This window comes from Noviherbaspirillum humi, from assembly GCF_900188095.1.
Taxonomy (GTDB): domain Bacteria; phylum Pseudomonadota; class Gammaproteobacteria; order Burkholderiales; family Burkholderiaceae_D; genus Noviherbaspirillum; species Noviherbaspirillum humi.
The window spans coordinates 24,013-45,928 of the sequence record NZ_FZOT01000028.1 but is presented as its reverse complement, the minus strand read 5'-3'; the positions used below and the strand labels follow the sequence as shown (position 1 = coordinate 45,928).

General features: G+C 64.5%; 21 protein-coding genes. 11 read left to right on the top strand and 10 right to left on the bottom strand.

Annotated elements, in window-relative coordinates; all coding sequences use genetic code 11:
• Positions 1-338, bottom strand: a 338-nt coding sequence (locus CHB88_RS23185; protein WP_143131453.1) for an aldehyde dehydrogenase family protein, incomplete at its 3' end; no start/stop codon positions are given.
• Between the two features lie 85 nt (positions 339-423).
• Positions 424-1,257, bottom strand: coding sequence for a p-hydroxycinnamoyl CoA hydratase/lyase (locus tag CHB88_RS23180; RefSeq protein ID WP_089401732.1), 834 nt, complete (start codon positions 1,255-1,257; stop codon positions 424-426).
• A gap of 92 nt (positions 1,258-1,349) precedes the next feature.
• Between CHB88_RS23180 and CHB88_RS23175 the strand changes: the two genes are divergently transcribed.
• From CHB88_RS23175 to ftsH, 10 genes are all read left to right on the top strand, one after another.
• Positions 1,350-1,817: a MarR family winged helix-turn-helix transcriptional regulator gene (locus CHB88_RS23175; RefSeq protein ID WP_089401731.1), complete on the top strand. Its 468-nt coding sequence runs from the start codon at positions 1,350-1,352 to the stop codon at positions 1,815-1,817.
• Positions 1,818-1,963: 146 nt separating this feature from the next.
• Entirely contained in the window at positions 1,964-2,524 is a 561-nt protein-coding gene (locus tag CHB88_RS23170; RefSeq protein ID WP_089401730.1) for a sugar O-acetyltransferase, read from the top strand.
• A gap of 339 nt (positions 2,525-2,863) precedes the next feature.
• Positions 2,864-3,676 (top strand): hypothetical protein, encoded by an 813-nt coding sequence (locus tag CHB88_RS23165; RefSeq protein ID WP_089401729.1) that lies wholly within the window; start codon positions 2,864-2,866, stop codon positions 3,674-3,676.
• 160 nt (positions 3,677-3,836) lie between these two features.
• Positions 3,837-4,721, top strand: coding sequence for a hypothetical protein (locus tag CHB88_RS23160; RefSeq protein WP_143131452.1), 885 nt, complete (start codon positions 3,837-3,839; stop codon positions 4,719-4,721).
• A gap of 718 nt (positions 4,722-5,439) precedes the next feature.
• On the top strand, positions 5,440-7,158 hold the full coding sequence (locus tag CHB88_RS23155) for a methyl-accepting chemotaxis protein (protein WP_089401727.1): 1,719 nt from the start codon (positions 5,440-5,442) through the stop codon (positions 7,156-7,158).
• Between the two features lie 306 nt (positions 7,159-7,464).
• Positions 7,465-8,268, top strand: a complete 804-nt coding sequence (locus tag CHB88_RS23150; RefSeq protein WP_089401726.1) for a sterol desaturase family protein — start codon at positions 7,465-7,467, stop codon at positions 8,266-8,268.
• 142 nt (positions 8,269-8,410) lie between these two features.
• Positions 8,411-8,542, top strand: a complete 132-nt coding sequence (locus CHB88_RS25930) for a hypothetical protein (RefSeq protein ID WP_281255042.1) — start codon at positions 8,411-8,413, stop codon at positions 8,540-8,542.
• A 375-nt stretch (positions 8,543-8,917) separates the two neighbouring features.
• Positions 8,918-9,175, top strand: a complete 258-nt coding sequence (locus CHB88_RS23145; RefSeq protein ID WP_245845207.1) for a helix-turn-helix domain-containing protein — start codon at positions 8,918-8,920, stop codon at positions 9,173-9,175.
• Complete coding sequence (locus CHB88_RS23140) at positions 9,168-10,466, top strand: type II toxin-antitoxin system HipA family toxin (protein WP_089401724.1); 1,299 nt, start codon at positions 9,168-9,170, stop codon at positions 10,464-10,466. Before CHB88_RS23145 ends, CHB88_RS23140 begins: the two co-directional genes overlap by 8 nt.
• A 242-nt stretch (positions 10,467-10,708) precedes the next feature.
• The gene (gene ftsH / locus CHB88_RS23135; RefSeq protein ID WP_089401723.1) at positions 10,709-12,754 is read left to right on the top strand and encodes an ATP-dependent zinc metalloprotease FtsH; all 2,046 of its coding nucleotides are present in this window, start codon (positions 10,709-10,711) and stop codon (positions 12,752-12,754) included.
• Between the two features lie 80 nt (positions 12,755-12,834).
• Here the strand turns inward: ftsH and CHB88_RS23130 are convergent, their stop codons facing one another.
• From CHB88_RS23130 to CHB88_RS23115, 4 genes are all read right to left on the bottom strand, one after another.
• Positions 12,835-13,452 carry a hypothetical protein gene (locus CHB88_RS23130; RefSeq protein ID WP_143131451.1) on the bottom strand — a complete coding sequence of 206 codons (618 nt, stop codon included), beginning with the start codon at positions 13,450-13,452 and terminating at the stop codon, positions 12,835-12,837.
• 638 nt (positions 13,453-14,090) lie between these two features.
• Complete coding sequence (locus CHB88_RS23125; RefSeq protein WP_089401721.1) at positions 14,091-14,519, bottom strand: organic hydroperoxide resistance protein; 429 nt, start codon at positions 14,517-14,519, stop codon at positions 14,091-14,093.
• 261 nt (positions 14,520-14,780) lie between these two features.
• Complete coding sequence (locus CHB88_RS23120) at positions 14,781-15,779, bottom strand: helix-turn-helix transcriptional regulator (protein WP_089401720.1); 999 nt, start codon at positions 15,777-15,779, stop codon at positions 14,781-14,783.
• Between the two features lie 162 nt (positions 15,780-15,941).
• Positions 15,942-16,901 (bottom strand): DMT family transporter, encoded by a 960-nt coding sequence (locus tag CHB88_RS23115; RefSeq protein ID WP_089401719.1) that lies wholly within the window; start codon positions 16,899-16,901, stop codon positions 15,942-15,944.
• A 104-nt stretch (positions 16,902-17,005) separates the two neighbouring features.
• On the opposite strand from CHB88_RS23115, the gene CHB88_RS23110 reads away from it, so the two are divergent.
• Complete coding sequence (locus CHB88_RS23110) at positions 17,006-17,899, top strand: LysR family transcriptional regulator (RefSeq protein WP_089401718.1); 894 nt, start codon at positions 17,006-17,008, stop codon at positions 17,897-17,899.
• A 15-nt stretch (positions 17,900-17,914) separates the two neighbouring features.
• Here CHB88_RS23110 and CHB88_RS23105 read toward each other — a convergent pair whose 3' ends face one another.
• The 4 genes from CHB88_RS23105 to CHB88_RS23090 all read right to left on the bottom strand — a co-directional run bounded on the left by CHB88_RS23105 (position 17,915) and on the right by CHB88_RS23090 (position 21,893).
• On the bottom strand, positions 17,915-18,142 hold the full coding sequence (locus tag CHB88_RS23105; RefSeq protein ID WP_089401717.1) for an oxidoreductase-like domain-containing protein: 228 nt from the start codon (positions 18,140-18,142) through the stop codon (positions 17,915-17,917).
• A complete protein-coding gene (locus CHB88_RS23100; protein WP_143131450.1) occupies positions 18,139-18,819 on the bottom strand; it encodes a GNAT family N-acetyltransferase in 681 nt (226 codons plus the stop codon). The genes CHB88_RS23105 and CHB88_RS23100 overlap by 4 nt, the downstream gene beginning before the upstream one ends.
• Positions 18,820-19,002: 183 nt before the next feature.
• A complete protein-coding gene (gene katG / locus CHB88_RS23095; RefSeq protein WP_089401715.1) occupies positions 19,003-21,207 on the bottom strand; it encodes a catalase/peroxidase HPI in 2,205 nt (734 codons plus the stop codon).
• A 374-nt stretch (positions 21,208-21,581) separates the two neighbouring features.
• Positions 21,582-21,893, bottom strand: a complete 312-nt coding sequence (locus tag CHB88_RS23090; RefSeq protein WP_089401714.1) for a hypothetical protein — start codon at positions 21,891-21,893, stop codon at positions 21,582-21,584.
• Positions 21,894-21,916 lie beyond the last annotated feature (23 nt).

Genomic DNA, 21,916 nt, shown 5'->3' with positions numbered 1-21,916 from the left:
GCGGCTTCGAGCAGCATGCCGGCGGCCAGATGGACATTGAAGCCGGACCACATGGCCGAGCCGCCGGTTTCGGCGGCCACGGCGGCGGCGAAGGCGTCGGCCTTGGCTTCGAGGGCCTGGGCGGCCTTCATCAGCAGGCCGCGGCGTTCGCCCGGACCCATGGCGGCCCAGGCCGGGAAGGCGCGCTCGGCGGCCTCGACGGCGGCGATGGCGTCGGCCACGGTGGCGGCGGGGGCGACGGTGGCGACGCTGCCGTCGAGCGGGTTGCGGCGCTCGAAGGTGGCGCCATTGGAAGCGGCTTGCGATTCGCCGCCGATCAGCAGATCGGTCTTGAGCATCTCAGTCTCCTCGAGATGGAATATGGAGCGACGGGCCGGCGTGAAGCCGGCCCTCTCGTGTGTGCGGTTCGTGGCCCGCTGCGCTTCAGGAGCGCTTGTAGGATTGCAGGCCGGGCTTGATGGTCTTGTCGTCCAGGAACTGCTTCAGGCCTTCCTTGCGGCCCTTTTCCGGATCGCGGTAGTTGGACTGGTCGGTCTTGGCGTAGAGGTAGTCCTCGTTCTGGTCCCAGGTCAGTTCGCGGCAGCGCTTGAAGCCCTGCTTGGCATAGCGCAGCACCACCGGATTCTTCTGCAGCAGGTTCTCAGCCAGCTTGATCACCTCTTCGCGCAGCTGCTCTTTCGGCACCGCCTTGTTGACCAGGCCCATCTGCGCCGCCTGCGCGCCGGTGAAGGTTTCGCCGGTCATGATGTAGTGCAGGGCCTGGCGGTGGCCCATGGTGTCGGCCACGGCCTTGCTCACCAGGTTGCCCGGCGGGATGCCCCAGTTCACTTCCGACAGGCCGAACACCGCATCTTCGGCGGCGATGGCGAGGTCGCAGGCGACCAGCGGCGAGAAGGCGCCGCCGAAGCACCAGCCGTTGACCATGGCGATGGTGGCCTTGCTGTACATGCGCAGTAGCTTCCACTGCCATTGCGAGCAGTCGCGGCGGATGCGTTCCTGCATGATTTCCGGCTTGCCGTCGGTCTCGCGGAAATACTCCTTCAGGTCCATGCCGGCGGTCCAGGCGTCGCCGGCGCCGGTGAGCACGATCACCTGAGCTTCGTCGTCGAGTTCCAGGGTCTCCAGCACGTCGATCATCTCGCGGTTGAGCGTCGGGCTCATCGCGTTGCGCTTTTCCGGGCGGTTGAGGGTGATCCAGCCGATGCCGGCTTCCACCTGGACGTCGACGGTTTTCCAACGGGCTTCGTATTTGGACATACAATGTCTCCTGATGTGTGAGAGTAATATCAGGTAGCCTGATATGTGGCTTATACTATACGCACGTCCCCGGAATGACAAGAAAATTTTTTATGGCCTCGAAAAAACAAGCAGGGCCCGGCGCCGGGCCGCAAAAGCCTTCCGGCGTCGCCTACCTGATCGGCCGCCTCGACCACGTGCTCAACAAGCGCATGCGCGATGCGCTCGCGCCGATCGGGTTGACGGTGCCGCACTACACCGCGCTCTCGGTGTTCCGCTCGCTCGGCAGCATTTCGAATGCCCAGCTGGCGGAACGCACCATGGTGTCGCCGCAATCCGCCAATGAAATGGTGAAGGCGCTGGAGGCGAAGGGCTGGATCGGCCGGGCGCCCGACCCTTCGCACGGACGCATCATCCAGATCAGCCTGACCGAGGCCGGCGAGGAAGTGCTGCGGCGCTGCGACGGCGAGGTGGCGGCGATCGAGCGGCTGATGTTCCATGACATGGGCGAGGAGGAGCAGGCGCTGCTCTACCGCCAGCTCAGGGCGGCGGTGCGCTCGCTCAGCCTGCACGGGATCTGAGAAACCGTTCCTGCCTGCGGCCGTGGCACCCTCCCTTCGCGAGGGCGATCCATGCCGCGCTGAACCAGCGACACATTCTCCTGTCTATGCGGCATGGCCGTCAGCCGGACATCCTTCCTGGCGTGCCCGGATGCCGAGGAGGCTGCTTGAAAACCGAAAAGGAAAAGATGCTCGCCGGCGAGCTCTATGATCCCGCCGATCCGCAGCTGCGCGACGAGCGCCGCGCGGCCCGCCTCCTCCTCAAGATGTTCAACGACAGCCATGAAGCACAGACCGCCGAGCGGCTGCGGCTGCTGAGGCAGCTGATTCCCGCATCCGGAGAAGGCGTGTGGATCGAGCCGCCTTTTTATTGCGACTACGGCGGCAACATCACGCTCGGCGACAAGGTTTACTTCAACTTCAATTGCGTCATCCTCGACATCGCGCCGGTACGCATCGGCGCGCGCGTGATGTTCGGCCCGGCGGTGCAGGTCTATGCCGCCACCCATCCGCTCGACGCGGCGGAGCGTGCCTCCGGCCTTGAGCTTGGCGAAGCGATCGAGATCGGCGAGGATGCGTGGATCGGCGGCGGCACGGTGATCTGCCCCGGCGTGCGCATCGGCCGGCGCACCGTGATCGGGGCCGGCAGCGTCGTCACCAAAGACATTCCGGATGACGTGCTGGCCGCGGGCAATCCCTGCCGGGTGATTCGTTCGCTCAAGAAGTAAGGCAGCGGGACGAAGCGGGCAAATGGTCGTTTCCCCTGACCGAGTCGGCTCGCGGCCCTTGCGACCGTCGCCGACGCGGGGATGCGGTTCGGTGGCTGGAACATCAGCTTGGCGCATTCCCATCCACGTCTGAAACGGTGCAGAACGCAATGGAAGCGTTGCGAGCGTGATTGCCATACCGGCGCCCGGTTCGCCATGTTAACCTCGTGCCGTCTCAGCAAGAAGACGCGGATCGAGCGTGAATGAACCACGACCATATCCGGATACCGAAAACACACTTCCTGAAGCCTTCAGTGGACTGGTTGAACGACATTCGAATCAATTCAGTAAGGGCCAAGCATGGCAACAGCAATCGGCTTTGATAAGAAGCCATCGACCGCACCGGTCAATCGACCTCATCCCAGCCTTCCCGCTGGCGGCGTCAACCTGGTTGCAAGCGGTGGCGGGGAAATCTCCATTGATGTTTTCGGCAAATCCTGGAATGTGTTCGTCAATGGCTTGTCTACTCTTTCCGTCGCTGCGGCAAGCGCGTTGCTTTCTCTTTCGGCTCTTCAGATACGAAATCTGGTGCAGTCCGCGTTCAGGGAGAAGGCGCTGAATCTTCCGAAATTCGGAACGTGGCTGCTGGATAGTTATGCGTTGAATGAAGGCCAGCCGGTGTACAGGAAAGACAAGACGCCGCTGACGGACAACCGAGGCAGACCTGTTCTCCGGGATGGGAAGGGTTTGTATGTGGTGGGCGAAAAAGATTCCAGGACCGGATTGAGGCCGAAGATGCGGCTGCCAACAAAAAGCGCGCATGATATTGATCGCTTCGAATCGATTCCCCCTAAAGTCCCGGGTTTCGTCGGTCCATCCAATCCATCGGGCTCTGGTTGCATCTTAAGGACGATGGTTCATGAAATCGAAATGGATCTATTTCTCGTGACTGGCATTGGCGAGAATCGGAACGGCGGCCTCGTTACATTGGACGCCGAGATAATCAAGGACCCATTCGGCATCATGCCGGCGGAAGCTCATGCGCAAAATTTTGGCAGTGTGATGCTCAATGTCGATAATGTTCAACTTGGCGGAAGCGTTGTGTTCCATATCAGATGCGACGGCGCTGAAAAGCCCAGTGACACGGCGACCATAGAGTTGAACGAAGAATAGGCCTGGGCCTGCGCGCCCCATGTTAACGTTGAGAGCGGATTCTTGGTTCTCATGTTGATCAAGCACGTCAGTGAATTTGGCATTGGGCTTGCTAAGCCTGGAAGCCTTCGGTTCGGCCTGAGCTGACGAGGCGTGAATCAATTTAAATGGGGAGTCCTTCATGGCAACAGCAGTTACAGTCGGGCAGGGAGCAGGGATGCCTGTGTCCGTTAATCCAGCAGGTCCTGTCATCTCCTCCGCTGAAAGCGTCAGGGCGCGGAGCGGTCGACAAGTCAATGGCATGCAAATCGCTTCAAGTAGCGAAGTGTTGGATGGGGAGCAGCTGCGAGGTCTCGCAATAGGGTTATGGGATCTGCTGATGGAAGTCAAAAATACTGCCGTTGCAGGGGCAGTCGGTCTGCTTACGTGGGACCAGTGGAAGAACTTGGTGCAAGTGGCAAATCTTGGCAAATCTCCTACTGCGAAGGCAATGGGGGACTTTTTACTAAACACCTACTTCTTTCAGAACGATCCGCCTGTGCTTGATGACAAAGGCCGGCAAACAAAATACAGGGGACAGGTGGTCTATCAGAATGGACAAAAGTTTTATGTAAGAGGCGGGACTGATCCGTTAACCGGATGGACGCTGAAACAATTTGTAGACACAAAAGAGATCGCCAATGCCCGGCGAAACCTTGTTAGGCAGTGGCACGAGTCCGGGAGCGGGAGCGGCGGCTCGGTTCCATCGGGTCCCCTCCCTAACCCGTCCGGCTGCTTATTGCGCAGTGAAATCCATCCGGAAAATTCGGAAACGTTTACCGTTATTGGCATCGGTAAAAATGTAAGCGGGGGCCCTGTCAAGGTTGATGCGCGTGTGTGGTGGCATAAGGATAACAACGAAGGAAAAACTGCTGATGAATGGTTGCACGCCGAGGGGTCATATGAAATACCGCTTATGGTGAACCACATGCGGCCGGGAGCAAGAATAAAGTTTGAAGTCAGGTGCGACAATTCCGAGGATGCCAATGGGACGTTGATTACGGACGTGGAAAAGCCTCCCAAATAATCAGTGCGAAGTCCGTTTCATGGAGCCGGCGGACAGGCAAGGGCCACGACCACGTTTTGAGCCTCGAACCTGCCAGCCTTCTCGGAAAATATGAGGATTTAGCTCCATGAACGTGCACTCACTCGGATATAGCGGCACGAACCGTTAATCGTTCGTTAATGAATTCAGTTGTTTGTAAGCAACCAAATTCTCTAGGAAAGCGTGTTCGCCTATTTCAGTGTACTTTTTGATGGATCGCACCCATATCTGGCGCTATCATTCTTTCCCCACGGAAACGTGCGGCCTGCGCCGTGGTTTCCATGCGGGCAGCTTCTCTGCCTGGCGCCGCGATGCTTCCTCCCGTGAGTGCAGGAACATGCCCGGCGCGGAAAAACAAACGACAAGGCAAACCCGATAAAGATCGGCGCTTTCCCGGCTTCCGCTACCTGGCACGGGCCGGCAAGCCGACCGGGTGACATTGGATACATCAAGATCAATATTGGCGAACCGGTTCATGAAGCATTCACCCTAGTCCTTTCCCTCGAGCGTCCCGCTGCAATGGGAACGCTGCCCGCATCGATTGCTGACGTTGCGGCCTTCATGGCTGCACCACCCGACAATACCGCGCCTGTCCGCTGCCCTTCGGCCAAAGTCATGCGCCGTGCCGACCTGAACGGCATGGCTGGACTCCGCTCGACGTCGGCATGCGGCTCATGCTGCTCAACCACTCTGCCTCACCATGACTATCCTCACCAAGATGAAGATCGGCAACCGGCTCGCGCTCGGCTTTGCCATCGTGCTCGGACTCTCCATTCTCACCACCCTCATCGGCATCCTCAAGCTCAATGCCGTGGCCGATGCCGCGGAGCGCATGCTCGACGAGCCGATCAAGAAGGAGCGCCTCGCCAGCGACTGGAGCCGCAACATCGATGTCGCGGTGAATCGCACCACTGCCATTGCCAAGAGCAGCGATGCATCGCTTGCGTCTTTCTTCGCCAGGAAGGCGGAAGAGACCACGAAGAGCACCTCGGAGATCGTCAAGAAGATCGAGCCGCTGCTGAGCCGCGAGCAGGAGAAGCAGGCCTTCGCCAAGGCCATGGAGATCCGCAAGACCTATCTCGCCACCCGCGATCAGGTGATCAAGCTGAAGCAGGACGGCAGGCTGGAGGAAGCCAATGCGCTGCTGGACAAGAGCTATCTGCCGGCGGCCGAAGCTTACCAGGCGACGGTGGCGGAATTCGTCACCGCGCAACGCGATTACCTCGACAAGCTCGCCGCCGACATCGCCGTCATCAAGCAGGAAAGCCGCAATCGCGTCATCCTGCTGGCCCTGCTGTGCGTGGCGATCGGCGTGGCCAGCGCCTGGTGGCTCACCCGCAGCATCACCCGTCCGATGCGCAATGCGCTGGCGGTGGCGCGCCGCGTGGCCGACGGCGATCTCACCGGCCGCGTCGAAATCGAATCGAGCGACGAAGTCGGCCAGCTGCAGCAGGCGCTGAAGGACATGAACAACAACCTGCAGCGCATCGTCAGCGATATCCGCGGCGGCACCGACACCATCGCCACCGCGTCGAGCCAGATCGCGTCCGGCAACCTGGACCTGTCGTCCCGCACCGAGCAGCAGGCAAGCTCGCTGGAGGAAACCGCATCGTCGATGGAAGAACTGACTTCCACTGTCAAGCAGAGCGCCGACAATGCGCGCCAGGCCAACCAGCTGGCACTGTCGGCGTCCGAAGTCGCCGGCCGCGGCGGCGCCGTGGTGACGCAGGTGGTCAGCACCATGGCGTCCATCAATGAATCCTCGCGCAAGATCGTGGACATCATCGGCGTGATCGATGGCATCGCCTTCCAGACCAACATCCTGGCGCTGAATGCGGCGGTGGAAGCGGCGCGCGCCGGCGAGCAGGGCAGGGGCTTTGCGGTGGTGGCGTCCGAAGTGCGCAGCCTGGCGCAGCGCAGCGCCAATGCTGCCAAGGAGATCAAGACCCTGATTTCCGATTCGGTGGAAAAAGTGGATGACGGCGCCAGGCTGGTGGACCAGGCCGGCGCCACCATGAACGAGATCGTCGAGAGCGTGCGCCGGGTGTCGGACATCATCGGCGAGATCACCGCCGCCAGCGAAGAGCAGCGCGTGGGCATCGAGCAGATCAACCAGGCCATCGTGCAGATGGACCAGGTGACCCAGCAGAACGCGTCGCTGGTAGAGCAGGCCGCTGCCGCCGCCGAAGCGATGCAGGACCAGGCGTCCGGACTGGCGCAGTCGGTGCGGGTGTTCAAGATCGACGGCATGCAGTCAAGCGCTGTGGCGCTTCCGGCCGTGCGGCAAGCGAAGTCGGTACCGGCAGTCGGCAGGCCGGCCCCGGCCCGGACGGCGCCGGTGCTGAAGAAACCGGCAAGCGGCAAGCGCCCGGCTGCGCTGCCCGGTCACTCGTCGGCAGACGGCTGGGAGGAGTTTTAAGCCAGTCCGATGCCAGGGTGGGCAGGAGGATTGCGGCAGCATGCCGCTCGACGCCCTGCTTCGCCCTCGCGCTGCACGCCTTCATGCGTGTACGCATGCCGCAAGGATGCCGCAGCGATGCCGAACAGGCGTTGAGGCAGCGGTAAGTTGCCAAGCTCAAATCGGTAAACCGCTCGCCGCCATCGGCTCCGCCTTCGCTTGCGGTACGACGGGTACTGCATCCCGATACCCCTTCATTGGCCGATGGAACGTCCCGCGCGCCCTTTCTACACTCCGACCCATATCAATCGTCGGAAGGAGCGGGAAATGTGGGCCTGGGTATCTTGCGCGTTCATCGCATTCTTTTTCCTGGAAAGGCTGGTTCCGGGTTGGAAGCTCCCGGCAGTCAGGACATGGCCGATACGGGTCTTTGCCATCAATCTCGCCCAGTTGGGCGTCATGCTTGTCGCGGGCCTTCTGTGGGAACGCTGGCACCCGGAATACGCCGTGTTTTCGCTTTCCGGGCGCATACCGGATTGGGCGGGCGGTCTCATCGCCTACTTCATCGGCACCTTCGTTTTCTATTGGTGGCATCGGGCGCGCCACGAGAGCGACTTTCTTTGGAAGCACCTTCACCAGATCCACCACAGTCCGCAGCGGCTGGAAGTGATCACCGCGTTCTATAAGCACCCCATTGAAATGGCCGTCAATGCCCTCATCGGCGGCGTGCTGGTCTACATGCTGCTGGGGTTGTCGGCTGCAGGTGGCGGCTTTTTTGCGCTCTACTCGGCCCTGGGCACCTTCTTCTACCATGCCAGCGTGAGAACGCCGCACTGGGTCGGATACGTCTTCCAGCGGCCGGAGATGCACAGGACTCACCACCAATACGAGCGGCACCGGAACAACTACGGCGACATCGCATGGTGGGACATGTTGTTCGGCACCTATGAAAATCCGAATGACTTCACCGCCACGTGCGGCTTCAAACCGGAAGATGAGGAACGTCTCCTGGAAATGCTTCGTTTCGTTGACGTGCACAAGAGGAAGCGCCGCCTTGGCATCCTGGTCCCATCGCATTCTCGACCCGCCCATGCTTCCCCGCCATGTGGCCAATCTTCCAGGAAGCCGTAAAGCCAAGGACGAGCTGTGTCTTCGCCGACGATGCCGCTGAGGAGGATGCTTGCAGGTTCGGCCAAGGCGCGGCGGCCAGGGAATAGGTCGCGAAGTGGGCCCGCGTTGCATGTGCGAGGCAAGGAAAGCAGGCTGGCTCGACATGCAGTTCAATTTCGTCGTCAGCACGAACCAGGCCGTGGCCTCGCTGTGGGAAGAGTCCGGCTTCTCCATCGTCGGAACGCTGCCGCAAGCGTTTCGACATCATGCGTTGGGTATGTCGACGCATATGTGATGTACCGTTGTCCTGTAGACAGCCAGGCTTTAACTGGTCTTTCCGCATCCGTGAGGTTGACGCTTTCCGCGCCTGCACTCAGCGCCTGAGGAGCAGCCTCGAGAAGTGTGTCCAACCCATCCCGGCGCCCAGGCAGGATCATGCCCTCATCAAGAAAACGGCGCCGTCGCCTCGTCTTCGCTTCACGAGGCAACTGCCTGACACTCCAGATGGTGCCAAATTATTCTAAAGTATAAAAAACGCTATAGTTTTATACTTTGGTATAATACCAGAATAAAAACGTTGGCGTAAATTTATACGATAATGTAATTTAGAGTGACAAATTACACGAAAGCTTAAATGCGCCTCTTCCAGCAACTGAAACAGCGAAAGGCCTTGCTTGACAGGAACCTGGCGGAGATCAGCCAGCTGACCGGCATGCCTGCTTCCCACATCAGCACCATTCTCAATGGCCGCAAGGATGCCCAGGCGAGTACGCTGGAAGCCCTGGCCAGCGCCATGGACGCAAAATGGATGCTGATTCCCCGCCATCTTCTGCCCGAGGTGGAGCGGCTGCTGGCAGGGAAGGCGGTCGGGCCGGATGACGTGCCGTCCACCATCGACCGTCTCTTCAACCAGGACGGCCATGAGTGACGGCCTGGCGCCCCGCTATGTCGAGGTATGGCTGCACGACCGCCTGGCCGGGTGGCTGTGCGAAGCCGGCCGGGTGACGCGCTTCGTCGCGGCCGAGCCCTATCTGGCCGATCTGCGGCGGCCGACGCTGTCCCTGTCGATGACGGTGCCGGGTGAGGAAGGATTGACCCGGGAAACCCTGGGCAATCATTTCGATCCGGCGGTGTACCGCGAGCGCGGCGAGCTGCCGCCCTTCTTTGCCGGCCTGCTGCCCGAAGGCGCGTTGCGCCGGCGCCTGGCGGCAACCCGCAAACAGGTCCAGGACATGGACGACTTCGGCATCCTGGCGGCGGCCGGGGAGGACCTGCCGGGCGCAATCAGGATCCGCCCGGCCAACCTCGACCGGCTGACGGCGGCCGCGCGCGCCTTCGGCGTCACCGGCGGCGCCGATAACCTGGAGATCGGCGTGCCGGAAGCGGCGGCCGAGGGCGCCGCTTCGCTGTCCGGCGTGCAGGACAAGCTGGCGCTGTCGCTTGCCCGCAATGGCAAACGCTATTGCCTGCCGGTGAGGGGCAGCCAGTCCGACCTGATCGCCAAGCTGCCGCTGCCCGGCGACGATGCGCAGGTGCTCAATGAATACGCCTGCATGCAGCTGGCCTCGATGGCCGGGGTGCAGGTGGCGACATGCCGGCCGGTCGCCATGCGCGACATGGCCGACCATCCCGACCTGGTCGAAGCGCTCGGGCCGGACACCCGCTTCCTGGCGGTGGAGCGCTTCGACCGCACCGCCGGCGGCCCGTTGCACATGGAAGACGCCTGCCAGCTGCTCACCCTCATGCCCGCACAGAAGTACGCCGGCGCGGCGAGCTTCGTCAAGCTGCTGCGCGTGCTCGACCGCTTTAGCCCGCGCGGCATCGAGGATGTGCGGCAGTTCTTCATTCGTCAGGCGGTGAATGCCCTCATCGGCAATTCCGATGCCCACCTCAAGAATTTTTCCGTGCTGTATCGGGACGGCGCCCTGCCCGAATTGTCGCCGGCCTATGACATCGTCTGTGTCGCGGCGCTGCCGGGTTTTCGCGGCTTCGCCACCAATGTCGCCATCGATGACTTGCAACGCCGGGAAACCCTCGATGCCTATGCCGCCATCGCGCGCCAGGCCGGCATCGCGGAGCGCATCGCTAGGGCCGCCGTCAGGCAGACGGTCGCCCTGGCCAGGGAGCACTGGCCATCAGCATTGCGGGAGATGGATGTCAGCGACGCAGTGCGTACGGAAATCCTGGATCGGCTGGCCACCCTGCCGCTGGCCAGGTAAGAAGGCAATTCCTGCAGGCATGCGGCCCGGCCGCGGCGGGCGATCATGCAAGGAGCGTCTTGCGCCGGAATCGCGTCTTGCGTCGAGCGAACGGGCGCGATCATGCGCCTGGCCCGGCATGGACCCGTCCATGGCGCGAACCGGCACTGGATTGGGGCAGCATGCCCAGGAACGGTTTGCGCTAGCATGAGCCTGAAAGAGTAAGCCGTTCCGCGACACTGCACTGCCAACCGGATGACTCCATGAAACGCGACAACATACCCAATGCCTCCAGGCCGGGACTGCCCTTCGGCAGCCGGCAGCCGGGCGGGCCGAACAAGCCCGGCCAGAACAAGATGCCGCCGCGCCGGGCCTGGCTGATCTTCGTGCTGGTGCTGCTGGCCAATTACTTCGTGGCCAAGATCTTTTACCAGGGCGCGGATGCGCCGGTCACCGTGCCCTACACCATCTTCAAGCAGGAAGCGGCCAAGGGCAACGTCAAGTCCATCTACAGCCAGGGCGCCAGCATCGAAGGCCGCTTCGCCGCGCCGGTGACCTGGCCGCCGACCGAGACCGCCAACGACCCCGAGCACCGTCCGCCCGGCCAGAAGCTGCAGGTGCCCAGCCGCAGCTCGAGCACCTTCACCACCACCCTGCCGGCCTTCGTCGATCCCGGGCTGGAAGAGTTCCTCATCAACAACAAGGTCGAGATCAGCGCCGTGCCGATCCAGGAAGGCAACGCCCTGGCCAGCCTGCTGCTCGGCTTCGGGCCGGCGCTGCTGCTGATCGGCTTCTACGTCTGGCTCTATCGCCGCGCGGCGCAGCAGGGCGGCGGCATGGGTGGCGGCATCTTCGGCATCGGCAAGAGCAAGGCGCGCCGCTACGACCAGGAACAGGACGCACGGGTCACCTTCAACGACGTGGCCGGCATCGACGAAGCCGAGAACGAGCTGGTGGAAGTGGTGGACTTCCTGAAAGACCCCGGCAAGTACACCCGGCTCGGCGGGGCCGCACCCAAGGGCGTATTGCTGGTCGGCGCGCCGGGCACCGGCAAGACGCTGCTGGCGCGCGCCGTCGCCGGCGAGGCCGGCGTGCCGTTCTTCTCGATGAGCGCCGCCGAGTTCGTGGAGATGATCGTCGGCGTCGGCGCGGCACGGGTGCGCGACCTGTTCAAGCAGGCGCGGGAGAACGCGCCGGCCATCATCTTCATCGACGAGCTCGATTCCATCGGCCGCGCCCGCGGCCAGGTGGCGCTGGGCGGCTCCAGCGAGCAGGAGCAGACCCTGAACCAGATCCTGACCGAAATGGACGGCTTCTCCAGCCGCGAGGGCATCATCGTGCTGGCCGCCACCAATCAGCCCGACGTGCTCGACAAGGCGCTGCTGCGCCCCGGCCGCTTTGACCGCCGGGTGGTGGTCAACCTGCCGGACAAGACCGGGCGCGAAGCCATCCTGAGGGTCCACACCCGCAAGGTGCCGCTGGCGCCGGACGTCGACCTGTCCGACATGGCGGCGGCCACGCCCGGCCTGTCCGGCGCCGACCTGAAGAACCTGGTGAACGAGGCCGCGCTGCTGGCGGCGCGGCGCGGCCAGGACGACGTGCGCCAGAAGGACTTCATGGATGCGCTGGAGAAGATCGTGCTCGGCCCGGAGCGGCCCATCCTGCTGAGCCAGGCCGACCGCGAGCGCATCGCCTACCACGAGAGCGGACATGCCATCCTCGGGCTGGTGGTGCCGGGCGCCGACCCGGTGCATCGCGTCACCATCGTGCCGCGCGGGCAGGCGCTCGGCGTGACCTACCAGCGGCCCCAGACCGACCGCTACAACTATCCCGAGGCCTATCTGCGCGCCCGCATCGTCGGCATGCTCGGCGGCCGCGTTGCCGAAGAGGTGGTGTACGGCACCCGCACCACCGGCGCAGAGAACGACATCGAGCAAGCCACCAACCTGGCACGCAGCATGGTCACGCGCTGGGGCATGAGCGACAAGCTCGGCATGGTGCAGCTGGCGCCGTATCAAAATCCCTATCTCGGCGGCAGCGCAGGCTTCGGCGGCGAGAAGCCGTTCAGCGACGAAACGGCGCGGCTGATCGACCTGGAAGTGCAGCGCATCATCGATGAAAGCCATGCGGATGCGACACGATTGCTGCGGGCCCATCGCGGCGCGCTCGATGCGCTGGTGCGCGCCCTGCTGGACCGCGAAACGCTGGACGAGCAGGAAATCCTCGCGGTGACCGGCCTGCCGCCGGCGCCGGAACTGGAAAACCAGCACATCTCGGATGCGGCGGGCGGAGGCCGGGCCCTGGGCTGATCAGAACGGCTTCGACCACGTGATGCAGGGCTCGCCTTCGCATGCATCAGCCGCCATGCGGCATGGGATGGCCCGCGCCTTTATCGTTCCTGCGGCGGATGGTGGTAGGAGGGGCAGCCGTTGCGTCCCCACTGACCGCTGCACAGCCGCCATTTGCAGGCTTCCCGCGCGAACAGGCTCGGCTCGCGTTCGCACTGCGCCGTCCGGTAAGCCCCTGGCCAATGCGCCGCCCGCGCCTTGACCTTCGCACCGGCATCCTTGCGCTTGGCTGCGCGGGCGGAAGCGGAAGCATCCGCTTGCATCTGCTGCCGCGGTGCATGGCGCTTCTCGATCCGTTCAGCCTGTCTTGCCGGCGCGGCGCCGGCAGGGGTGCCGCCATTGGCATGTCGTCCCGCCGGCGCTGTCTCCGCCAGGGCCAGAGGCTGCTCGGGCGGAAGCGTTGCGCGCGCCGCCGGCGCGTCGGGCGGTTTTCCTTCGTAAGGCAGCTCGCGCGGATCGATGCCCTGGCGGCCGCCCGGCGCGGCCAGCCCCGCGGCTGCCTCGGCCATCGGCGCCCGAGCCGGTGCTGCCGGCACTGCTTTCACCGCCTGCGCCAGGGCCGGCGTCGCCGGCGTCCGCAGCATCCCGCCTCTTAATTCCGTCAGCACTGCCACGCCGAGATAAAGCAGGACCATCGAGGCGCCCTGGACCCAGGGCATCCAGGAACGGGTCCCTGCCGCGCAAGGCGGCGCGCCTCCCGGCACAGCATCTTTGTCAGGGGAGGGCGGCTCGCCCACAGGCGCGGCTTGTTTCACTGAAGAGGACGCGCCGATGGCGGGCTGGGGATCGTCGTTACGGGAGTCGAATGGAACCGTCATGAAGCCTTCGAAGTGGGCGCTGCAGAAATCTGCAGCGGCGCGATCTGGTTTCCGGCGCGGGCAACATGCCGCTGCGCCGGCGGGCAGCCATGGTGGCAGCCGCGATGTCGCACCATTCTAAGAAAGGGGAGGCGAGAGGCGTTGAGGCAAGTCACCGCCTGTTTTCGGAGCGGACAGCAAGCCGTTCGCAAATTGCAACCGGATGTATCGGGTCCGATACGGATCAAGGAATCGGGACGGCATGGCCGCCGAACTGCGGGAAGTACGTGATGAGGCTGCTAAGGTCGCCCGATGCGACGGGCGACCGCATGAGGGTTAGAGCGTGTCATGAGCTCAACCAGGGTTGCGCTCGAACCTGGTCGGTCAGCCACGGCGAGCAGATCCACGGCACTGCCTGCAGACAGTGCCGACCGCGCGGGCGCCGCGCATGCGTGGCGAAACCCCTGTTCGAGTCCGCAACACGCTCCAGGATCAGCCGGTCAGGTATTGACGTGCAGCCGCACGTCGATGTTGTCGCGGGTGGCGTTCGAGTACGGGCAGACGATGTGGGCCTTGTCCACCAGATTCTGCAGTTGCTGCTTGTCCATGCCGGGCGCTTCGATGGTGAGGTCGACTTCGATCCCGAAGCCGGTGGGAATCTGGCCGATGCCGACATCGCCGGTCACGCTGAGATTCTGCGGCAGCGTCACCTTTTCCTTGCCGGCCACGAACTTCAGCGCGCCGAGGAAGCAGGCGGAATAGCCGGCCGCGAACAACTGCTCCGGATTGGTGCCGGTGGCGCCGCCGCCGCCGAGTTCCTTCGGCGTGGTGAGCTTCAGATCCAGCACGCCGTCGGAACTGCGCGACGTGCCCTCGCGGCCGCCGGACGACGTGGCCTTGGCGCGGTACAGCACTTTTTCGATGCTCATGGTGCTCCTTTCTCGTTGGAAGTAAGCCGGTGCTTGCTCAACCCGCATCGGGGCGCCCGGCAAAAGCGCCTCGCGCGGACAAGGGATCGGAACGGGTCCGAACTCACATGGTAGCGAATTCCCGGTGCACGGTTTTGGCCCGCAGTCTTCGGTGCTCATCCCGCCGAAGCGGGATGAGCGGCCGCGCGCAGACCGGGTTCGACCATGGCGCGGCCGATTGGTGCGCGCCATGCGCACCCGCCGTGATATGCGGCAATGCGATCAGACAAGCGGCCGGCCGTGCAGCGCCGGCAGGGAGCCGCGCGCATCGGCATGCGCCAGGCTGCGGGCGAGATCGATCTTGGTATGCACGCCGAGCTTGGCGTACACATGGGCAAGATGGGTTCGAACCGTGTTGTGGGAGATGCCGCGGCGGCGCGCGATCTCGCTGTGCTTCATGCCCATGGCAAAATCGTCCGCGATGCGGCGCTCGGCGCGCGTCAGTTCGCCGCCATGGCCGATCGGCGCGGCTTCGCACACGGCGTAGCCATCCTGGGTGGCGAAGGCTACTTTTATGTGACGCCCTGTGTAGCAGGTGCCCGCGCGCCAGCATTGCAGCAGCGGCGCCGGCAGGCGGCGGCTGGAACGATGGTCGAACTCGAGCGCCAGCCAGCGATGGAAGCCGGGGTCGGCCATGCAGACGGCGCCTTCCGCGCCGATCACCGCGCGGGCCACGCCGCCATGGCCGCTGCCGGCCCGGCTGGCGGCGCGATTGATCGCCAGCGCCCGGTAGACATGCGGCCAGAGCGCGCTGATGCGTTCTTCGTCGGCGGGCCGGAAAGGCTCGTCGGCGGCGCGATAGAGCAGCAGCCAGATCGGAATCATGCGGGACAGCGGCGGGTCGCCCTGCAGCAGCAGATGATGGAGGCGATGGCGCCGCCCGAATGCAGCCAGCGCCGCGAGCGGCCGGTTGCGGCACACCAGGTGGCTCGGGAATTGAAGCGCCTGCGACAGGCCCTGCATCAGGCAGATGATGCTGGGTTCATGCCAGCAGGCGAGATTGTCGCCGCGCCACGGCGGGCAAGCCTCCGGAGCAAGCGGCGGCACCTGGGCCAGCAGGTGATCGGCGCTGGCCGGCGCGACCTCGCCTTCGCCGAGCATGGCGCCATCGCAGGGCACCTGCCGGCGCACGATCTGCAGCACTTCACTCGGGAAATCGCGGGTGGACAGGCACTCGGCGCTTTCGTACAGGTCCACCAGCGATCGGGATAAAGCCTTCATTGTTCTTCTCGGCCGGGCGCTTGGCGACGCCGGCGTCTTTCCCGACACCCTTGCCAGCAATAGGGAGACGAGGGAGTTGAATGACGTGATCAATGTAGCCCAGCGCCGGCGGATGTCCAGCGCAGTTTTTCAATCCCCATCGCGCCATCCATAGTGCGTCGCTCAGCGTGTGGGCTTGAGCGCCTCTGCGGCAGGCATTGGCGCGGAGGAAGGCGCTGCCTTCGGCTTCAGCCGGGAGACGCCGAACATCACCAGCGCCAGGCCGCCGATCTGAAAGACCGACAGGGCTTCGTCCAGCAGCGCCCAGGAGGCGAACAGGGTCATGACCGGCCCCAGGCTGCCTACCGCCGCCGCCTGCACCGCGCCGAGGCGCCGGATCGCCAAGGCCAGCCAGTAGATCGGCAGGGCGGTCGACACGATCGCCATCAAGCCTGCGTTCAGCCAGACGCCGGAAGGCAGCGTTGGCAGGGAAGACGGCCTGCCTGCGAGGAAGAAATGCGCCAATACCAGCAGGCTGGAAGCGCCGCCTGCCAGACCGGACAGGCGCAGCGAGCCGATCCGCTGCACCATGGCGCCGGTGCCGAGATAGTAGAGGGCATAGGTGACGGCGCTGGCGAAGACCCAGGCGGAACCGGTCGCCACGGTGATGCCCTGACCGGCGGTGCCGAGGTCGTGCACGAAGGCGATGCCGAGCCCCAGATAGCAGATGCCCATGGCTTGCACCGTGCGTCCGGCGGGCAGACGCCGCGTGGCGCACGCCTGGAACACCAGCACCAGGGTCGGGTACAGGTACAGGATCAGCCGCTCCAGCCCGGCGCTGATGGATTCCAGTCCATAGAAATCAAACAGGCTCGACAGGTAGTAGCCGGAGGCGCCGAGCAGGACGATGCGCACGCCGTCCATGAGGGTAAGGCTGCCCTGGCTCTCACCGCGTCCGAGCCAAGCCAGCCAGGCAAATAGCGGCAAGGCGATGCCCATGCGCAGCGCGAGCAGGGTCAGCACATCCACCGGTCCGGCCGCATAGCCCAGCTTGACGAAAACCGCCTTCAGGCTGAAGCCGGCGGCGGCGAGCACCGCATACAGGCGGCCATCCCTGGCCCATTGGGAAAGAAGCGGTTTCATGGCGTCCTCAAGATACGAATGGGAAATGAAGCCTTATTCTGAAGCGAAGCGTTCGCGGCTAGAATGCTCCATTCATGTACTTAGCCTTCTCTTCAGGAGAAACCTTGCATTTCGACCTGATTGATCTTCGCCTCATCGTCGCCATCGCCGATGCGGGCAGCCTGAGCAAGGCGGCCGCGGCCTTTCCGATCGCGCTGTCGGCTGCGAGCAACCGGCTGCGCCAATTCGAGCAGCGTTGCGGGGTGACCTTATTCCTGAGAACGGCCGACGGCATGAATGCCACGCCGGCGGGACGGCTGGTGCTCGACCGGGCGCGCCAGACCCTGGGCGAGGCGGACCGCCTGAAGGAAGTGCTGCACGACCTCGCTGGCCAGCGCCGGGTGACCCTGAAGCTCGGCGCCAACTCGGCGGCCAACAGCACTTTCCTGCCGGCGGCCCTCGGGCCTTTCCTGGCCGACTATCCCGAGATCGACCTGGAACTGGTCGAGCGCAACAGCCCGGATGTGCTGGCCGCCGTGCAGGCCGGCGAGATTGACATGGGCGTCCTCGACGGCAACCTCGCCACCAGCGGCGTCGTTTCCCTGCCTTTCCGCGACGACCGGCTGGTGCTGCTGGTGCAGGCGGAACATCCGCTCGCATCGCGCCGTTCCGCCCGGCTGAAGGATGCGCTCGGCCATGCCTTCGTGTGCCTGCCGCCGGCGCGGGCGATGCAGCGCTTCATCGAAGAGATGGCGGCGCGGAACGCGCGGCCGCTGAAGATACGGGTGCGGGCGCCGAGCTTCTACGCCATCGCGCAGCTGGTGGCGCAAGGCGCCGGCATCGCCATGCTGCCGCAAGCCGCGGCGCAGCGGCATGTGGAGGATTTGCCGCTGCGGATGGTCCTGCTGGAAGATGCGTGGGCGACGCGGGAATTGAGGATCTGCATACGCGCCTGGGAGGGCTTGTCGCCGCATGCGCGTCAGCTGCTGGAGTATCTCGGGCAACGTGCGCCGGCGTGAGCTCGCCGGAGCCGGTCAGCCTTGGCGCAGAAGTTCCCGAACCTGGCCGCACCAGTAGGCCGCGGCCTGAAGATAACCTTCCCAGACGCAGCCGTTGCAGCCGCGCCCGCAGCAGGTGGTGGGTTCCTCCGGCGGGTCGCGGAACAGGATGTCGCGCTGCGCCAGCTGCGCGCCGAGTTCGGCGATCCATTGCCTGGCTTGATGGGCGCTTTCGGGCATCGGGTCCGGCGCCGCATCAATCATGGCGTGCCATCCGCGTTCGATTCGTGCGTGGTCGAGGCTGGCGTGTTTGCCCGGATCAGCGCCAGCAGCCCATGCAGGTTCCGGTTTTCCAGGGCCTGATGAGAAGCGGCGCGCAGCGCGCCGGTATCGATGCGGAAGCAGAGGAAGTCGACTTCGTTGCCGCCGGCAACCGGCATCGAAAAGTCTTCCTCCGGGCAGTGCAGGAAGCCGAGCGAGCGCGCCAGCGCCGCCGAAGGCAGGTTGTCGGCACGGCTTTCGATGTTGGCGAAATCCATCTCCGGGTGAAGCTGGTCGCAGGCGAGGAAGGCGAGGCAGGTCAGCAGCTTCGCCAGTCCGCGTCCTTCATGGTCGGCGTCGACCGCATAGCTGAGGTTGCATCCGACGCCGCCGTCTTCGGTCTGCATCGGCGCGGCCCAGGCGCAGGCCGTCACCTTGCCATCCGCCACGGCGGTGAAGCAGACCGGCTCGGCCAGGAATTGCCATCCCGTGTCGGCGATACCCTGGATGTCGTCGCCGCAGATGTCGGCAAAGCGGCCATTCTCCTCGCCGGCCATCATCGCGCCGGGACGCGGCAGCGCCCAGCCATATCCTTCGAAGCAGATCTCGAAGCCGTCCCAGCGCGCGCAGGGCACGGGCGCGGCCTGGCTTGCTTCATCGATTTGGGTGCTGTCCTGCATGTGGGCCATCCTCGCGTCAATCGTGGGCGGCAGTATAGCAAGCGCATGCCATTGGAGAGGATGCGATGAGGGCGCTCGCCCGGCGCTGCAATCAGGTGCAAGCAAAAACGCCCCGGCCGGCAGCATGGCACGCTGCGCAAGTCGGGGCGATCGCAGGGAGCCGCAGGAGCGGCCTCATGCGGCTCAGGCCAGGTCGAAGCGGTCGAGGTTCATCACCTTGTCCCAAGCCGCCACGAAATCCCGCACGAACTTCTTCTGCGCATCGCGGCATGCATACACTTCCGCGATGGCGCGCAGCTGCGAATTGGAGCCGAACACCAGGTCGGTCACGGTGCCGGTCCACCTGACCTCGCCGGTCTTGCGGTCGCGGCCTTCGAGCACGCCTTCGTTGGCGGCGGATTTCTGCCACGCCGTATCCATGTCGAGCAGGTTGACGAAGAAGTCGTTGGACAGCGTGCCGGGACGCCTGGTGAATACGCCATGCTTCGCCTGACCGGCGTTGGCATCCAGCACGCGCATGCCGCCGATCAGCACCGTCATTTCCGGCGCGGTGAGGGTGAGCATCTGCGCCTTGTTCACCAGCATCTCCGCCACCGAACCCTGCACGCCCTGGCGCACGTAATTGCGGAAGCCGTCGGCAACCGGCTCCAGCGGCGCGAAGGAGTGCACGTCGGTCTGCTCCTGCGAAGCGTCGGTGCGGCCCGGCGTGAAGGGCACCTTCACTTCCACATCGGCGTCCCTGGCCGCTTGCTCGATGGCAGCCGCGCCGCCCAGCACGATCAGGTCCGCCAGCGACACCTGCTTGCTGCCGGACTGCTTGGCATTGAATGCCTGTTGAATCGCTTCAAGACTGGCGATCACCTGCTGCAGCTGCCCGGGCTGATTGGCTTCCCAATCCTTCTGCGGCGCGAGGCGGATGCGCGCGCCGTTGGCGCCGCCGCGCTTGTCGCCGCCGCGGAAGGTGGAGGCCGATGCCCAGGCGGTGGAGACCAGCTGGGAGACCGTCAGGCCGGAGGCGAGGATCTGCGCCTTCAGGCCGGCAATGTCCCGCTCGCCGACCAGCGGATGATCGACCGCCGGCACCGGGTCCTGCCACACCAGCACTTCGCTCGGGACCAGCTTGCCGAGATAGCGGGCGCGCGGGCCCATGTCGCGGTGGGTCAGCTTGAACCAGGCGCGGGCGAAGGCATCGGCGAACTCGTCCGGGTTCTCCAGGAAGCGGCGCGAGATCTTTTCGTAGGCCGGATCGAAGCGCAGCGCGAGGTCGGCGGTAGACATCATCGGCGCATGGCGCTTGCTTGGGTCATGCGCATCGACTACCGTGTCGGCGCCGGCGCCATCCTTCGGAATCCACTGGTGCGCGCCGGCCGGGCTCCTGGTCAGTTCCCACTCGTAGCCGAACAGGGTTTCGAAGTAGCCGTTGTCCCACCGGGTGGGGTTCGGCTTCCAGGCGCCTTCCAGGCCGCTGGTGATGGTGTGCGCGCCCTTGCCGCTGCCGAAGGAATTGATCCAGCCGAAGCCCTGGTCTTCGATGCCCGCGCCTTCCGGCTCGGCGCCGACATGGCCCGGATCGCCGGCGCCGTGCGCCTTGCCGAAGGTATGCCCGCCGGCGACGAGCGCCACGGTTTCCACGTCATCCATCGCCATGCGGGCGAAGGTGTCGCGGATGTCGCGCGCCGAGGCGACCGGATCCGGGTTGCCGTTGGGGCCTTCCGGATTCACGTAGATCAGGCCCATCTGCACCGCGGCGAGCGGTCCGGCGAGTTCGCGTTCCTTGCTGTAGCGCTCGTCGGCCAACCACTTGCCTTCGGAACCCCAGTAGATGTCTTCTTCCGGCTCCCAGGTGTCGGCGCGGCCGCCGGCGAAGCCGAAGGTCTTGAAGCCCATGGACTCCAGCGCGACGTTGCCGGTGAGGATGAACAGGTCGGCCCACGAGAGCGCCCGGCCGTATTTCTGCTTGATCGGCCACAGCAGGCGGCGCGCCTTGTCGAGGTTGCCGTTGTCGGGCCAGCTGTTGAGCGGCGCGAAGCGCTGCTGCCCCATGCCTGCGCCGCCGCGGCCGTCGGCGATGCGGTAGGTGCCGGCCGCATGCCAGGCCATGCGGATGAACAGCGGGCCGTAATGGCCATAGTCGGCCGGCCACCATTCCTGGGAATCGGTCATCAGGGCATGGAGATCCTTGGTCACCGCATCGAGGTCAAGCTGCTTGAACGCTTCCGCATAGTTGAATGATTCGCCCATCGGGTTCGATTCCGCCGAGTGCTGGTGCAGCGGCTTCAGGTTGAGCTGGTTGGGCCACCAGTCGGTGTTGGTGGTGCCCTTGTTCACGGTTTGCGTGGCGGGCTTGCGGGCTTGACCCGAGAACGGGCAGGTGGCTTCGGTCGACATGCTTGGCTCCATGGTTGTTTTCGAATTGCAACGGAGCCAGTGTAGGGGAACGGGTTTAATTTAAGAAACAAATTAAAATTATTGTGGCGATAGTAAATGGCAATGAATCCTCTGCCATCCGGGCATCGGCGCGGTCCAGGCATGTAAAGAAAAGCCGCATGTGAACCCGCCAAGTGACCTCCAGGCGTGGAGCAGGGGCGAAATCAAGCTTGGCACCGCGGTCTTGAGCACCCGCACATCGCTGTCGTTGTCAGGATTTGGCTGCAGCAGTCATCCGGGCAGGATCACACCGTTCAGCGGCGCATTGGCTGCCCACGGGAGCAGACATGGGAGCGCCAAGCCGTCCGCAGGGTTGGCCGGCGGGCAGATGCGGCTCACTGCCCCCGGCGGTTGTCGCCTTGCCCGGTCTGCGTGCCGCCCGGACTGCCCGCGGCAGTCGAGGCGCCGGAGGACGGCCCCGATGCGGAAGAAGCGGCGCCCGATGACTTGCCGCCTCCCTTCTTCCGGTTCTGGATCACTTCCTTGGTCGGCGATTCGCCGGCCGTCCCGATGCTGTCCTGGGGGCCGGTCGTCTTGCTGTCGATATGGGTGGGATGCTTTGCATTCTTCCCCGACCCGAGGCCTTGGGCCGGAGCCGTGCCCGAGAACACGATCGACGCCATCAGTACTGCCAGCCGGATCATCATTTGCCGCCTCCAGGGTGGGGTTC

What these genes read in the sequence shown, in the direction of transcription:
- CHB88_RS23115 (WP_089401719.1), bottom strand. Translation starts at nt 16,901, where the DNA reads ATGAAACCGCTTCTTTCCCAATGGGCCAGGGATGGCCGCCTGTATGCG.
- CHB88_RS23100 (WP_143131450.1), bottom strand. Translation starts at nt 18,819, where the DNA reads ATGCAGGACAGCACCCAAATCGATGAAGCAAGCCAGGCCGCGCCCGTG.
- CHB88_RS23160 (WP_143131452.1), top strand. Translation starts at nt 3,837, where the DNA reads ATGGCAACAGCAGTTACAGTCGGGCAGGGAGCAGGGATGCCTGTGTCC.
- CHB88_RS23175 (WP_089401731.1), top strand. Translation starts at nt 1,350, where the DNA reads ATGGCCTCGAAAAAACAAGCAGGGCCCGGCGCCGGGCCGCAAAAGCCT.
- katG (WP_089401715.1), bottom strand. Translation starts at nt 21,207, where the DNA reads ATGTCGACCGAAGCCACCTGCCCGTTCTCGGGTCAAGCCCGCAAGCCC.
- CHB88_RS23125 (WP_089401721.1), bottom strand. Translation starts at nt 14,519, where the DNA reads ATGAGCATCGAAAAAGTGCTGTACCGCGCCAAGGCCACGTCGTCCGGC.
- CHB88_RS23180 (WP_089401732.1), bottom strand. Translation starts at nt 1,257, where the DNA reads ATGTCCAAATACGAAGCCCGTTGGAAAACCGTCGACGTCCAGGTGGAA.
- CHB88_RS23090 (WP_089401714.1), bottom strand. Translation starts at nt 21,893, where the DNA reads ATGATGATCCGGCTGGCAGTACTGATGGCGTCGATCGTGTTCTCGGGC.
- CHB88_RS23130 (WP_143131451.1), bottom strand. Translation starts at nt 13,452, where the DNA reads ATGCCCTGGGTCCAGGGCGCCTCGATGGTCCTGCTTTATCTCGGCGTG.
- CHB88_RS23150 (WP_089401726.1), top strand. Translation starts at nt 7,465, where the DNA reads ATGTGGGCCTGGGTATCTTGCGCGTTCATCGCATTCTTTTTCCTGGAA.
- CHB88_RS25930 (WP_281255042.1), top strand. Translation starts at nt 8,411, where the DNA reads ATGCAGTTCAATTTCGTCGTCAGCACGAACCAGGCCGTGGCCTCGCTG.
- CHB88_RS23105 (WP_089401717.1), bottom strand. Translation starts at nt 18,142, where the DNA reads ATGATTGATGCGGCGCCGGACCCGATGCCCGAAAGCGCCCATCAAGCC.
- CHB88_RS23155 (WP_089401727.1), top strand. Translation starts at nt 5,440, where the DNA reads ATGACTATCCTCACCAAGATGAAGATCGGCAACCGGCTCGCGCTCGGC.
- ftsH (WP_089401723.1), top strand. Translation starts at nt 10,709, where the DNA reads ATGAAACGCGACAACATACCCAATGCCTCCAGGCCGGGACTGCCCTTC.
- CHB88_RS23140 (WP_089401724.1), top strand. Translation starts at nt 9,168, where the DNA reads ATGAGTGACGGCCTGGCGCCCCGCTATGTCGAGGTATGGCTGCACGAC.
- CHB88_RS23165 (WP_089401729.1), top strand. Translation starts at nt 2,864, where the DNA reads ATGGCAACAGCAATCGGCTTTGATAAGAAGCCATCGACCGCACCGGTC.
- CHB88_RS23120 (WP_089401720.1), bottom strand. Translation starts at nt 15,779, where the DNA reads ATGAAGGCTTTATCCCGATCGCTGGTGGACCTGTACGAAAGCGCCGAG.